The sequence below is a fragment of the Ruegeria sp. AB6 genome (assembly GCF_056542685.1).
The window spans coordinates 1-13,562 of record NZ_JBQGAD010000019.1 but is presented as its reverse complement, the minus strand read 5'-3'; the positions used below and the strand labels follow the sequence as shown (position 1 = coordinate 13,562).

At 56.3% G+C, this 13,562-nt stretch carries 11 protein-coding genes; 10 read left to right on the top strand and 1 reads right to left on the bottom strand.

Annotated elements, in window-relative coordinates; genetic code table 11:
• The first annotated feature begins 820 nt into the window (after positions 1 to 820).
• The 4 genes from ACR0DB_RS21670 to ACR0DB_RS21655 are packed head-to-tail and all read left to right on the top strand — an operon-like array spanning position 821 to position 6,370.
• Positions 821 to 2,917: a hydantoinase/oxoprolinase family protein gene (locus ACR0DB_RS21670; protein WP_480552917.1), complete on the top strand. Its 2,097-nt coding sequence runs from the start codon at positions 821 to 823 to the stop codon at positions 2,915 to 2,917.
• Positions 2,917 to 4,569 carry a hydantoinase B/oxoprolinase family protein gene (locus tag ACR0DB_RS21665; protein WP_480552916.1) on the top strand — a complete coding sequence of 551 codons (1,653 nt, stop codon included), beginning with the start codon at positions 2,917 to 2,919 and terminating at the stop codon, positions 4,567 to 4,569. The genes ACR0DB_RS21670 and ACR0DB_RS21665 overlap by 1 nt, the downstream gene beginning before the upstream one ends.
• A complete protein-coding gene (locus ACR0DB_RS21660; protein ID WP_480552915.1) occupies positions 4,566 to 5,633 on the top strand; it encodes a pyridoxal phosphate-dependent aminotransferase in 1,068 nt (355 codons plus the stop codon). Before ACR0DB_RS21665 ends, ACR0DB_RS21660 begins: the two co-directional genes overlap by 4 nt.
• Positions 5,630 to 6,370 (top strand): maleate cis-trans isomerase family protein, encoded by a 741-nt coding sequence (locus tag ACR0DB_RS21655; RefSeq protein WP_480552913.1) that lies wholly within the window; start codon positions 5,630 to 5,632, stop codon positions 6,368 to 6,370. The genes ACR0DB_RS21660 and ACR0DB_RS21655 overlap by 4 nt, the downstream gene beginning before the upstream one ends.
• A 656-nt stretch (positions 6,371 to 7,026) precedes the next feature.
• On the opposite strand, the gene ACR0DB_RS21650 is transcribed toward ACR0DB_RS21655, so the two are convergent.
• Positions 7,027 to 8,361, bottom strand: coding sequence for a hypothetical protein (locus tag ACR0DB_RS21650; protein ID WP_480552911.1), 1,335 nt, complete (start codon positions 8,359 to 8,361; stop codon positions 7,027 to 7,029).
• A 99-nt stretch (positions 8,362 to 8,460) separates the two neighbouring features.
• Here ACR0DB_RS21650 and ACR0DB_RS21645 point away from each other — a divergent pair, with 99 nt between their 5' ends.
• From ACR0DB_RS21645 to ACR0DB_RS21620, 6 genes are all read left to right on the top strand, one after another.
• A complete protein-coding gene (locus ACR0DB_RS21645; protein ID WP_170790544.1) occupies positions 8,461 to 8,694 on the top strand; it encodes a hypothetical protein in 234 nt (77 codons plus the stop codon).
• Between the two features lie 10 nt (positions 8,695 to 8,704).
• Positions 8,705 to 10,177 (top strand): guanitoxin biosynthesis MBL fold metallo-hydrolase GntH, encoded by a 1,473-nt coding sequence (gene gntH, locus ACR0DB_RS21640; protein WP_170790543.1) that lies wholly within the window; start codon positions 8,705 to 8,707, stop codon positions 10,175 to 10,177.
• Between the two features lie 4 nt (positions 10,178 to 10,181).
• Positions 10,182 to 11,162, top strand: coding sequence for a CobW family GTP-binding protein (locus tag ACR0DB_RS21635; RefSeq protein WP_480552909.1), 981 nt, complete (start codon positions 10,182 to 10,184; stop codon positions 11,160 to 11,162).
• An 84-nt stretch (positions 11,163 to 11,246) separates the two neighbouring features.
• Positions 11,247 to 12,185: a hypothetical protein gene (locus tag ACR0DB_RS21630; RefSeq protein ID WP_480552907.1), complete on the top strand. Its 939-nt coding sequence runs from the start codon at positions 11,247 to 11,249 to the stop codon at positions 12,183 to 12,185.
• A 292-nt stretch (positions 12,186 to 12,477) separates the two neighbouring features.
• A complete protein-coding gene (locus ACR0DB_RS21625) occupies positions 12,478 to 12,645 on the top strand; it encodes a hypothetical protein (RefSeq protein WP_480552905.1) in 168 nt (55 codons plus the stop codon).
• Complete coding sequence (locus ACR0DB_RS21620; RefSeq protein WP_480552903.1) at positions 12,638 to 12,829, top strand: hypothetical protein; 192 nt, start codon at positions 12,638 to 12,640, stop codon at positions 12,827 to 12,829. The genes ACR0DB_RS21625 and ACR0DB_RS21620 overlap by 8 nt, the downstream gene beginning before the upstream one ends.
• The last annotated feature ends 733 nt before the right edge of the window (positions 12,830 to 13,562 follow it).

The following is a 13,562-nucleotide window of genomic DNA, read 5'->3' as shown; positions in this document are numbered from 1 at the left end:
GTTCAATCATACATGGAACGGCGGCATGCCACAGGGGCTCAACTCTCCGAGAAATGCCCGTTTATGCCTCGGCTGTTCTGGCACCCTCTGACCTCTCGTCTTTCATGAATTTTTTAACAGGGGTCCTATGGGGGCGGGGAATAGGTATATGTAGTGAACAGAAACCGCAGAATAGAGAAGCCCGAGTATCCTCGTTTCTGATCCACAATATATAGAGGGAGGAGGAGGTTGTAGGGGAGATTGAGGACCCATAGCACTCGCAGCCAACCGACGTTCACTGCTGGTTAAATCTCGTAGCGGTGAATTCATGATTGGGTTTTCAATTGATCAAGACCTGAAGTCATTCACCGTTCAGCCACGAGACCGTCGACAATCAAAAGTTTGCGACAGAATCGAAGCTGAATTCCGAAGCGAAAAAGCTGGTCAATTATGACGGCGGTGCGCTTGTCCCGATGATTGCCAACCACATCATGAGTGTCAGCAGCACTCTGACGCAGGGCAGTATCGCCGCAAATAGGGAAATGGATGTTGCCAAAGCTCACGAGCGTTGTTGGTTTGCCTAATAGCGTATTTCCCGTCCGACGGTCTGACACCGGTAGCTTTCTTGGCCTGCAGCGATAATTCTTGTCGCTTGCAGGCCTTTTTGTCGCGAACGCGCTTGTCTCTTGTCGAAAGCTGGGCAAGCTCGAAAAATGAACCGGAATCGTACTACAAAACGTCTGGACCGCCGTGCCACCGGCTGTAACCTTGTTCCGCAACGGATGTGATCACCCGAAAGGGCGCTCTATCTGCACGAACTCAGGCGAATTTGGAATACCACGTGACCGCTCAACGCTTGCGCTTAGCCATTGATACTGGTGGCACATTTACGGATACGGTGCTTGTATCCGGCGACGAGACCATTGTTGCCTCGACCAAGACTTTGACCACCCACCAAAACCCCGCAGATGGGGCGATGGAAGGCGCGCAGCGCGTCATCGCCCAGTCCGGGCGCGCGTTGAGCGATGTGACAGGCTTCATCCACGGCACAACACTGGCAACCAATGCGTTGATTGAACGACGCGGCGCGGTTGTGGCGACAGTGACGACTGAAGGCTTCCGGGACATCCTGGAGATCGCGTACGAGCGGCGCTATTCGCAGTATGACATCAACTTGGAAAAGCCCGATTTGCTAGTACCACGTGAACGGGCGCTGACCGTTCGGGAACGTATGGCGGCAGACGGCAGCGTCCTGATCCCTCTCGACGACGACGCGATTGATGCGCTGATGGCTGATCTATACGTCAGCGGTGCCGAGGCGGTCGCGATCTGCCTGATGCATGCCTATGCCAATCCCGAGCACGAGCGCCGCCTGCGTGACATTCTGGCCGAAAGACGCCCGGACCTGACGGTCTCAATCTCGTCCGAAGTAAGTCCCGAGGCGCGCGAGTTCGACCGACTCTGCACCACTGTTGCCAATGCCTATATTCAGCCGCTGATGGAAAGCTATATTAACCGGTTCGTCACCCGGTTCGAAGCCGAGGGCGTGACATGCCCGATCCTGATGATGACCGCCGGAGGCGGCATGTGCACCGAGCGGACTGCCACCCGATTCCCGATCCGGCTGGTGGAAAGCGGTCCTGCAGGGGGTGCTATCCTTGCCGCGCGCATCGCGGCGCGGGCCGGGATTGGCGATGTGCTGTCCTTTGACATGGGCGGCACGACCGCCAAGCTGTGCCTGATCGACAATGCCCGGCCCCAGACCTCGCGCCAGTTCGAGATCGCGCGGGCGGAACGTTTCATCAAGGGATCAGGCATGCCGGTGCGCATCCCGGTGGTCGAGATGATCGAGATCGGCGCGGGCGGCGGATCCATCGCCGGTGTCGACCGTCTGGGCCGTCTGACTGTCGGCCCGAAATCCGCCGGATCGGAACCCGGCCCGGTCGCCTTTGGCCGGGGCGGCACTGAGCCGACCGTGACTGACAGCGACATTACGTTAGGCTATATCGCGCCAGATACATTCGCCGAAGGGCAAATCCAGCTTGATCCGGATGCCTCCAAGGCTGCCCTGACCCGAGTGATCGGTGAAAGATTGGAGTTGGATGCCGTAGGCTCGGCAGATGGGGTCAGTCGCATCGTAGACGAAAGCATGGCTAGCGCCGGGCGCATGCATGCGGTGGAATCGGGCAAGGATCTGGGCCCGCGTACTATGATCGCATTCGGTGGCAACGGTCCGCTGCATGCCAGTCGCGTTGCACGCTCTGCCGGTGTGTCGCGCATCGTGATCCCGCCTAACCCGGGCGTTGGGTCCGCAGTTGGTTTCCTGTTCGCACCTGTGTCGTTTGAGATCGTCCGCTCACGCTACTCCCTGCTCAACAGCATGGATATAGATGGCGTGAACGACCTTTTCGAAACAATGATTGCCGAGGCAAAGGAGGTCGTGGCCCAAGGTGCCAGCGGCACGGCGACCGAAACCCGGCGGACCGCCTTCATGCGCTATAGTGGTCAGGGGCACGAGATAGAAATCACGCTCCCAGACCGTGCATTGGGGGCCGATGATATCGTCCGCCTAACTGCCGCGTTTGAGGATGAATATCGCAAACAATTCTCGCGCCCTGTGCCGGGAATGGCGATCGAGATTCTCAACTGGGCCGTTCGGGTCGCAACCCCAAACAATGATGTTCCGCCGATGCCGGAAACACCTGATCGCCGTGCCTTTAACGTGGCCGAATGGCGACCCATTACCTGCGACGTTGACGGTGTTTTGAAAGACGCAGCCTTTGTTGCGCGCACGGATCTGAAACCTGGTGATTTCGTTCCCGGCCCCGCGCTGATCTACGAACCGCAAACCACGACGCTGGTCTCGGCTGATTTCTCGGCGCATGTGGACGCAATTGGGAATCTTGTCCTGATCCATGACCTGACAGGAGACGCTTGATGACTGCCGATCTTTCTCCGGCCCACCTGCAAGTAATGTGGAACCGACTGCTGGCGGTGGTCGAGGAACAGGGCCAGACCCTGATCCGAGCGGCGTTTTCGCCAATCGTACGCGAGTGCGGCGACATTTCTGCGGGGATTTTCGACGAGCAGGGCCGGATGCTGGCGCAGGCCGTCACCGGCACACCGGGACATATCAACACCATGGCTGAGGCGGTTTTGCATCTGCGTGAGCATTTCCCGGTGCAGACCATGAGGCCCGGCGACATATACATGACCAATGATCCCTGGCTTGCCTCGGGGCATCTGAACGACTTTCTGCTGATGATGCCCGCGTTCAAGAACGGCAAGGTCGTGGGCTATACCTCGTGCACCTCGCATCTGGTCGATCTGGGCGGTCTTGGCATGGGGCCCGAAGGGTCGGATATCTATGACGAGGGGCTTCTGATCCCCCCTTGCAAACTGGTCGAAGAAGGCACCCCAAACGCCCTACTGCTGAATATCATTCGCGCCAACAGCCGCGAGCCGATTGCAAACGAAGGCGACATCTATGCGCTGATCGCTTGTTGCGAGACCGGCGTGACCCGGCTGGTCGAGATGATGGACGAGTTTGGCATCGACGATCTGGACCGCTTGGGCAGCTATATCATCGACACGTCGCGCCATGGCACGCTTGAGGCAATCGCCGAGGTGCCGGAAGGCGTCTATAAGAACGTCCTGAAGATGGACGGCTACGAAAATGAGCTGGTGATGCAAGCGACTCTCACCGTCAGCAAGTCGGGCATGCATGTGGATTTCACCGGCACTTCGGGCTGTTCGCGCAAAGGCATAAACGTGCCGCTCAACTATGCCACCGCCTATACCGTATTCGCGCTGCGCTGCATCGTTGGGCCGGATATCCCCAACAATGCCGGGTCGCTGGAACCGTTTACCGTGGACGGCCCTAAGGGTTGCATTCTGAACGCCCAACGTCCGGTTCCAGTGGCGATGCGGCACACGCTGGGTCAGGTCACCCCCGATCTTGTGCTGGGTTGTCTGCATCAGGCCTTACCTGACGCGGTCCCGGCTGAGGGTGCAAGCTGCATGTTTGACCTGCCCATGCGTCACGCTCCCGAAGTTGCCTGTGACGGTGGCCGCGAGTTTGCGATTGAGCCGGTTCATAATGGCGGCACCGGCGCGCGGCCTCATGCGGATGGGCTGTCAGCCACCGCCTACCCCTCGGGGGTGTTTGGCAGTCAAGTCGAGATTACCGAGAGTGTAGCACCGGTGACCATCTGGCGACGTGAACTGCGCCCCGATTCTGGCGGCGCGGGCAAGTATCGCGGCGGCCTCGGGCAGCGGATCGAGATGACCTCGTCCAATGACGCGCCGTTCATCGTATTCCTATCGGTTGAACGGCTGAAGTTTCCCGCCCTTGGCCGCATGGGCGGGCAGCCCGGCGCGCCAGGACGCATCCGTTTCCGCGACGGCGACAACGACCTCCCGGGCAAGGGAGAGCTACGCGTCGAAGGCGGCGATTACCTGATCTTCGACACCCCCGGCGGTGGCGGGTTCGGCGCCCCTACTGACCGTGACCCCGACGCGCTGGCGCTGGACCTCAAACGCGGTCTGGTCACCGCTGAGGGTGCCAAAGCCTATGGAGGTGACGCATGATCCGCCCGGTTCCCCATGTGGATGCGATGGCGGCCTATGCGCTGGCTGATCTGGGTGGCGCGGGCGTCATCTCACTGGCCCAGAACGAAAGCGCCTTTGCCGCAAGCCCTAACGCAATCGCAGCTGGGCAAGCGGCAATGACCGATCTGCCGCTATATCCCGACCCGGAATGGCCCGATCTGCGTGCTGCAATTGCAGATGTGCACGGGCTGGACCCGGCACGGATACTGTGCGGCGCAGGCTCGATGGAGTTAATCGGTTGCCTGATCCGGGCCTATGCAGGCCTCGGTGACCAGGTACTGGGCACAGATTTCGGATACGCGTTTGTGTCCACGGCAGCGGCGCAGGTGCAGGCTGATTACGTCAAGGCCCGCGAGCTCGACCTGACCGTCTCCGTCGACGGCATCCTGGCCACGGTGATGCCCGAGACCCGGATCGTCTTTATTTGCAACCCCGGCAACCCGACCGGCACTTTGATCCCCAATTCCGAGGTTCTGCGACTGCGGGACGGATTGCCTAAAGATATTCTGCTGGTCGTGGATCATGCCTATGCCGAGTTTTCCGATGATGCCCATGACCCCACCGAAATATTCGCCCTGACAAACCGCGGCGATACCGTGGTCATGCGTACATTCTCCAAGGCCTACGGTATGGCAGGCGCGCGCGTTGGATGGGGCTACTTCCCAACCGAAATCTCGGGTGTGATGCGCAAGCTTCTAAATCCCAACAACATCTCGATTGCCTCACAGACCGCCGCCGCCGCCGCCATGCGGGATCAGGCGCATATGCAAAATGTGGTCAAACGGACCGCCGAAATCCGCGACAAGTTTACTGAAGACTGCCGCGCAATGGGCCTGAACGTCCCAGAAAGTTACACCAACTTTGTTCTGCTGCGCTTTGCCTCGGATGAAGAGGCGCAACGTGCGGATGCGGCCCTGCGGGCCGAAAATCTGATGATGCGCGGCATGGGTGGCTATGGCCTCAACGACTGCCTACGCGCCACTATCTGTGAGGTATCGGTCATGGATCGCTGCCTGAAGGTGCTGAAAGGGGTGTTATCATGAGCTACGAAACCCGCCGGCGGGCCAAAATCGGCGTCCTGGTGCCTTTTACCAACACCAATCTGGAACCGGATATGGAGTTGATGCGGTCGCCGGATACTACCATCCATTTTCAACGCATTGGCGGCTATGACGTGGATGAGATCCCCGGCTCAGACCAAATGGCAGGGCTGGGTGCTTCGGATATCAGCCATGATCTGCGAATGATCTCAGGCGTGCGCCCCGATGTTGTGCTTTATGGCTGCACCTCGGCCACTTTGACTCATGGACCATCCTTTGACGCCGACTTGGCACGCGAAATCAAAGAGGTATCGGGTGCCTTGTCCTTCACGGCGGCAGGGGCGCTTGTGGCCGCGATTCAGGCGCTTGGTGTGACCAAGATCGGTTTCTCTTCGCCCTATCTGGGCGAGATCAACTTGCAGGCAGTTGAGTTTCTAGCGCAAAACCAGATCGCAACCGTCAAATGTGCCGATGTAGGTCGCGAGCTGGGCAACTATGGGCAAGGCGAGCTGACCCCGGACGAAGTGTTCGATCTGGCCTGTCAGGCCGATCACCCCGATGCGCGGGCGATCGTTCTCAGTTGCACCGACATGCGATCAGTCGAAGCTGTTGAACGCATCGAGGTTGCGCTGGATAAACCAGTAGTCACCTCAAATCAGGCGATGATATTTTCAGTGATGCGTGCGTTGAAACTGCCGCGTCGAGGCAACGAGCGGGGCCGGTTGTTCGATCTGCTGTAGGTTGGCATGGACACAGAGTTACGCGCGCTAGGTGGAGGCGCCACTTTGGCTCTGTTACAAGCCTTAGGCCATTGACCATTGCGGCGTCAGCGCCGGTGCGGCGAACGGAAAAATCCAGTTGCAAATTGGTTCGTGACTTCTTCCCGATCAAGATAAGACACGCCGTAAATCAATTTCCTACCTCCATAGAACCTCCGCTAGAGGAGAGATCGGAGTGCGTCAGAATACCCGAAACCACTGGGGCATTTCTTGGAGGGTTTAGTCCTAAGTGCCTAGTCTCGTTCCATGTCCTGATGAACTGGCTGGGGTGTTAGGAATCCTTGCCACCCGATGATTTCTATCGGCTTTTCTCACTAACCCGAGAAACTGGGGCGGTTTCGGGGGCATTTTGCCCGATAGAGAGGTCGTTCGCGGGTGTCAGCAAGTGCCGACGAAACCGCCAGATCAACCGTCCACCGGCGTGAGACAACCGCTGACGACTGGTTCCGGGTGCTGACGGGTGGTTGCTGGTGCTGGCGGTTCGGGGGGGAGCGGATGTTAGTGCGTGACGCAGCGAAGGACTGGTTTGAGCCCAAAATGCCGAATGCTGCAGTCCGGGCCAAAGACGTTATGCGTAGAAAGTAGACTTTGCATCGGCAACGATGTGACGCGTTTCATCAGTAGCTGATCAGAGTATCCAGTATCGCTTGTCGCGTTGCGTCATCATTTTGGAAAACCCTGCTGGCGAGAAACTCAGATGGAAATTCCGGCCACGTTTTGCGCATTTCGGAAATAAGTCGCTGAGCTTCTTCGGTATGTCCCAACTGATCCTGCGCAACGGCTTGGAACAGGAGAGAAGGAGCACTTACAGGCGCACCGGCTGCGGGCGCTCCTTTAAAGGCGTCCACAACGCCTTCGTAATTTCCGAGCATCAGTTGCGATACGCCCCAAATATTTCGTGCGCCAAAGCGGCCCGATCCTGACCTGAGTCTTTCTGGATCGCTAACCTCAGCCGCAAGATCTGGGGTGCCCGCCATGATGGCAGTGATGCCAACAAGATCCAGAATATGACCATCATTCGGCGCAAGCTCGACCGATAGCCTTGCGTATTTCATAGCCTCGACTGGATGGTTTTGGGTAGCCAATACCCAACCATGTGCACCGTTTGCCCACGCATCAGTGGGAGATAGATCAAGCGCTCTTTCCGACATCTCGGAAGCTTGGCTAAAGAGGTCGTCTCTTTGCGCTTTATCAGGAGACAGCATGGCCAAAGTCGCCAGGACCTGTGCCGATCCGGCATAACCGTCCGAAAGTGCGGGGTCGAGTTCCGCGGCGTGCTGAAACATTCCCAGTGCTATTTGCTGGCGCTTGACGTCGAAAACAGGAAAAAACATGCCTCGGGCCTGATCCGCAAGATTAGCCGCTTGAAGCCTTGTCAAAGACTGCTCGCCAAGAGCAGTTCGCTCAGCCTGTTCGATGGATGGAGTCGTGGGCAAAACCGCCTTGTTATCCCGCGTGAACCACAAGCCTGTCACCGCAATCAACACTAGGCAACCCAGCCCAATTGGCACCAGTTGTACCAGACGTCGATTCTCGCCAATCAGATCGCTGTCCTTAGCGGTTGAGTCGTTGCTTCCTGTGTTTCTTCCTTGCGAAAACCGCGGCTTATATCCGCCGGGATCAACAAAAATGCGAACACCCTCGCCGTCCCATTGATCTTCGTAAAACTCGCGCAACAGCCGACGCAGTCGCCTTGCTTCGACGCGAACGAGGTTTTGGCCGCCACTGCCATCAATACGCCGCCCATAGACCTCTACGGCAATAGCTTTGCCTCGGATCTGGGGACCACGACCCGCGATAGCTTCCTCGACTACGTATGTAAGAAATTGTTGGAGACGGGGCGAAGCTTGAAACTCGTCGCTCGATACAACGCGCTCGAGAGCTTCCCGGACAAGATCCGGCGATGGCTGCTCAACATGTTGATCTATCGGCAATTCATTAGCTTTGTTCAAGGCAAACTCACCCCCAACTCACGGTGACTCACTTGGCGTGCGCGGTCAACCACACTCATCTCGATGTGAGAATAGATAGTGGGAGCCGGGATTTATCCAGTGGCGGTGGACCTGAAAGAAGAGATTCCAGAACTGTCCGATGCGCTGTCAGGGCGTATCGAAACGGATGCGTTGCTCAAAGAGGTTGTCGAAGACCTGAAGAAAGCTTCCGAGTTGCTAGATGATGTATCGATCACAGCCTCAGAGCGCGCGGAATGGGCCCACATCAGATCCGAACTCGTGAACGAGCTTCGCCGGATGGTGAAGCGCAACCTTCGTAGCATTTCCAACTAAGGGCACAGTCATGACAAAAGAAGACAACGGCAAAGAACTTAAGAACGAACAGATCCAGAAATCTGACGAAATTGAAAACCCTTCCCGGCGACACGTTATGCAGGGACTGGCAGCAGGTGCGGTCGCAACCGGTGCCGTTAGTTACGGTTCAGGAACTGCACAGGCGCACCCCGGTGATGGGCCATTAGGCGAAAGTCTAAAGAACCCTTACGGCGGTCGGCCTGCCGGGGGCATCACTCTGCCAGAGTATTTCCGTCCTACCAAATACATGACGGGTTCGAACGCGAATTATTTCCCGCTATCCGAGGACCTCGGGCCCGACGAAATGCGGATATCGTTCTGTGGTTCCACCCCATTTCCGCCCCGCGAAGATCAGGCTGGCACCTGTATCATGGTCGAACTGGGTAACGGAAAGCGTTTCTTCTTCGACTTCGGCTCGGGCTGCGTCCGCAACATTATCGGGATGCAGGTTCCGGGTCAGTTGATCAACGACATCTTCATTACGCACCTGCATGTCGATCACTATGCCGACATTCCTTACATCTACCCGTTTCGGGCTTGGTCCGGCGGGTACACACCGCTGCGCATTCACGGTCCATCTGGTCGGACACCCGAGCTTGGTACAGCCGGAATGGTGAAAGGTATGCAGCAGATGCTCAAATGGCATCTCGAAGCTTTCGATGTTTTCCCAATCGGCGATGGCTACGAGATCGAAGTCAATGAATTCGATTTCCGCCAAGAAGGTGGCATCGTCTATGATGAAGATGGCGTGACTATACGTTCCTGGCCGCGCAGCCATGCCAAGGACGGCGCTGTCGGATATCGGTTGGATTGGAACGGGCTTAGCTTTGTTTGGACCGGCGATGGACGTCCCGATGAACTGAGCCTTGAATACGGAAAAGGCGTCGATGTGTTTGTGACCGAAATGTCGGGACAGGACATCGGGCAATTGATGACCTACAAATACGGTCTGCCTCAAGAGCTGTTTAACTACACAATCGATACGCACCATACTTCTCACTACGCTGTTGGTAAGATGATGGCTGAGGCGCGCCCACGGCTTGCAATGGTGACCCACTATACGCAAGACGAGGATATCGATGCCGAAATGCTCGCGGGAATCCGAGCCCATTATGATGGGTTGTTCGCCTGGGGGTTGGATGTCGCCGTCGTCAACGTAACCAAGGATGCAATCTGGTATCGGAAGGCGACGCTTCCCGGAAAATCTGGCTCGGTCGCGCCATTCCGCGAATTGGGCAAGATGGAAGCAGAAGGCAAGATCACGTTGCCGGATGAAATCAAACCGCCAGCACCGCGATCATCACGTGCCGAACAGCAGGACCAGAAATACCGCGATATGGAGATTGATCCCAAGGAATACTATCCAGCTGACGTATTCCGAGCCCCCGATCCAGAGTGGCCCAGTGATTTCGTAATCAAGGTCGATGACGTCATCCCAAACCGCAAGAAGAAGGCGGAGTAACGACATGATCGAGTTTGGGTCGTCATCTGCAATCCCCGTAACGATTCTTACCGGCTTTCTCGGAGCCGGTAAGACAACACTTTTGAACCGCATCCTGACAAGCAATCACGGGTTGCGGGTTGCGGTTCTGGTGAATGACTTTGGATCAATAAATGTTGACGCAGACTTGGTGGTCGGTCTCGAGGATGATGTGATGAGTTTGGCAAATGGCTGCGTTTGCTGCTCGATCCGAGATGACCTGATCGAAACGGTAGAAGCCGTTCTCGCCCGGCCCGAGAAACCGGAATACATCGTCCTTGAAGCAAGCGGAGTGTCGGACCCGTCATCAATTGCAATGACATTCACCGATCAGAAGTTTCGGGACATGATCCGCTTGGACAGCCTTATGTGCCTGGTCGATGCTGAACAGCTCTTTTCTGCGCCGGAACAAATGGAACTGAAGCTCCGTCAAATCGCGTTCTCGGACATGGTTATTTTGAACAAGGTCGACCTCGTCGACAGGGCGGCTGTTCAAAGGGTGCACGATTGGCTCGGGTCTCGCTTCCGTCGGTATCGTCTTGTCGAAGCTGTCAATGCGGATGTCCCACTGGATATTCTTCTTTCTGTTGGCCGCTTTGCCGCCGAACAGCTCGAAACAGAAATACCCGATCATCACGAGCATGGACCGGATTGTGGTTGCCACCATTCTGATCACTCGGAAAGCTTCTCAACAACTATGATGAAAGCTGAAAGCCCGATAAGCTTGTCTTCTCTTCGGAGTGCAATTCGAAAGCTTCCTGGCGACGTTTATCGCCTCAAGGGCTTTGTTTTTAGCGAGGAGGATCCAGATCATCGCATTCTTGTACAGGTCGTCGGAAAACGCATGGACATCGCAAGGGATGGCGCATGGGGCCACCGAAAACCCGAAACAAGGCTTGTTGCAATAGGTGCACCCGGAGCTCTTTCGGAATACGAGCTTTCCGATACGTTGTTAGCAAGCGCATAGAGGCAAGTTCGACAAAATTTGTTTGCGTGTGTTTCTTGAATTCCAACACGTAACAGCTCGAAAGCCCGCAACGCCGAGGACCAAATGTGGAGAAATACCCTATTGCTTAAGCAGTTTAGGAAATGGAGCCAAGCGATCAGATTGCTTGCACTTGCCACTGCGATTGCCTTGTCGGGAACGGCTGTGCGCGCGCAGGACGTCTCAAGTCGAGAACTTGAAGATACAACCTCAAACCTCGGACTACCGAGCTCAGCTGGAGGACAAGATGCCGAGTTGCTTTCCGCGTTCCACGGGCTTGAGGCGTTGCCCCGCGTAGCAAATCTCATTTGCAGAGGTTCCAGGGGCAAAGACGGGATGCCTGTCATCTTTTCAACCGAGGTAGATCTGGAAACTTTGCAGGCTGGTGACTTCAGAGTCGCAACAAAGTCAGGCCAGATCGGAACAATGCATTGCGCGTCAGTGTTGCCTGCTACTGATCCCGGTGAATTGCGCACGGTGCTTCTCATCGGGGATTTTGGGAACGCCTCCGAGGATGCACCGGTTGCAGTCGAAGTTATTGGACACCTTCATTCCATCGATGGAACACTTGATTTTCGCGGTGCCACTGTCGCCGTGACTCCGCTGGAAGACGGCCCCTCAATGATCTTTGCCGAGGTTGTCGAGGATTGGACTTTGGTCGGAAATTTGGGGCCACATCGAACCAGAGGAAGCCTTTGTCCAAGTGACAACATCGTACAGGCCATTAGGGTAACCTGGGCGGGTGGCGTTACGCTGGCGAACGGCAAGGAACCTGGCGATGTGGAACGTGATCTGTACAGTATCATCGTGGAGGCCGAAGATGGATCTCAACGCACAGTGACACCCGCGGCGCTTGCCGATCTGGGTGACGGGGACAATAATCACATGCTCTGCCTTGATACAAAGCATCGACCGATCTCGGTTTCCTTTCCAGCTGGCATTTTGACGGATCCGAATGATGATCTGAACCCTGAAACCAGCGTATTTGTTTCAAAACCCAATTAACAAACTGCTTTAAGGTTTGTTCAAATGCACTTTTGGCTGAAAATGCCCGGCCGGGCCGGTTGCGAGTATTGCAGCGATAAATGCGATTGAACGGACTTGTTCGCCTCTCGGACATTGCAAACTCGGTTTTGAAGGTCCGCTTTGGGCTGACTGCGGTCCTTTGGAGCAATACTGCGGATGTCTGCAAAGTTCGCAAACCCGCCATCCGCGTAAAAAACCTGAACGTCCGCTCCCGTCAAAACCGAGCAACCTCCTGCATCTAAATAAAGAAGCAACTGCAGGAGATTGATCCATGAAGTACCTGTCTGCCCTCGGCGTTTTCATCGGGGGTTTTCTTTTGCACACCCCGCCCAAGGCCGTCCTGACGACGATGCTCTGGGTGGGCCCTCGGTCTCACCCCGCTGTCTCGGAGCTGGTTTTTCTGGCGGTTCTCTGGACGTGGAGGCTTGACGATGACTGAGCTGGAGCTGAACCCCGGTGACGTCGTGGTCATCCATGCCTTCGATGACGTCCCAGAGCATCTGTTCCGCGTGGAAGAGGTGTTCGAAGACTACGTGACCGGCTTTGCTGTCACCGGCCCTCTGGCTGGTTCCTACGGCGAACCAGCACTCGAGATGATCCGACGGGTAGTCACTAGCGCCTAACGGCAATCCCCAAAATTCAAACAGAAAAGGGGGAGATTGATGTCTGCTCACATTCGATACGCCTATCTGAAGGGCCATACGTGGCTGTTCTGACGCAACTATCCCGTTGACGTGGCTCTCGCGCTGGGCTCTCATCTACTCGGCTGGCATCAGTGACGAGCAACGTCGGTCGATCGTCGATCAGATACGGCTCCCGGTATGAGGTTCCCGGACATTGATGCGTTCGAGGAACGGGCAGCTATCGCTGAATACGATGGCGGTTGCACTCGTAGGGCAGCTGAGGACCTAGCGGCCAGAGCCCAAGGGTTCCGTGACGCTGAAGCGTACTGGCAGTGGTTGGCTGACTATGTCGTCAACCGAAGACCACCCTAAAAACTATCCCTCGGCGGCCCTTTGCGGGTTGCCGGGGGGATCTCGGCTTTTTTTCTCTTTGCCTAACGGGGCATATTTCGGGGCTGGCGGAACAACCAAGTTTGATGCCAGAAAAAAATGCTGAAATAAAAATTAGTTAAGTAGGCGCTTAGGGGGCTAAATTGGGTGTTCGGTATTGTCTCTGCTTGCAGAACCTCCCAAGAAACCCAAAATTTTTTGACTTAGCTCAGCAAATCCCCCTCACTAGAATTCGTTGGTCAGCCCTACTTCTGTCTGCCATCAGCACTCATGGAACAGAATAGGTTGATTGCGTAACGGAGGATTTCAGGCTCATCGTAACCATCAGAGAGTGGAGATGAGA

What these genes read in the sequence shown, in the direction of transcription:
- ACR0DB_RS21665 (WP_480552916.1), top strand. Translation starts at nt 2,917, where the DNA reads ATGACTGCCGATCTTTCTCCGGCCCACCTGCAAGTAATGTGGAACCGA.
- ACR0DB_RS21660 (WP_480552915.1), top strand. Translation starts at nt 4,566, where the DNA reads ATGATCCGCCCGGTTCCCCATGTGGATGCGATGGCGGCCTATGCGCTG.
- ACR0DB_RS21655 (WP_480552913.1), top strand. Translation starts at nt 5,630, where the DNA reads ATGAGCTACGAAACCCGCCGGCGGGCCAAAATCGGCGTCCTGGTGCCT.
- gntH (WP_170790543.1), top strand. Translation starts at nt 8,705, where the DNA reads ATGACAAAAGAAGACAACGGCAAAGAACTTAAGAACGAACAGATCCAG.
- ACR0DB_RS21635 (WP_480552909.1), top strand. Translation starts at nt 10,182, where the DNA reads ATGATCGAGTTTGGGTCGTCATCTGCAATCCCCGTAACGATTCTTACC.
- ACR0DB_RS21630 (WP_480552907.1), top strand. Translation starts at nt 11,247, where the DNA reads ATGTGGAGAAATACCCTATTGCTTAAGCAGTTTAGGAAATGGAGCCAA.
- ACR0DB_RS21625 (WP_480552905.1), top strand. Translation starts at nt 12,478, where the DNA reads ATGAAGTACCTGTCTGCCCTCGGCGTTTTCATCGGGGGTTTTCTTTTG.
- ACR0DB_RS21620 (WP_480552903.1), top strand. Translation starts at nt 12,638, where the DNA reads ATGACTGAGCTGGAGCTGAACCCCGGTGACGTCGTGGTCATCCATGCC.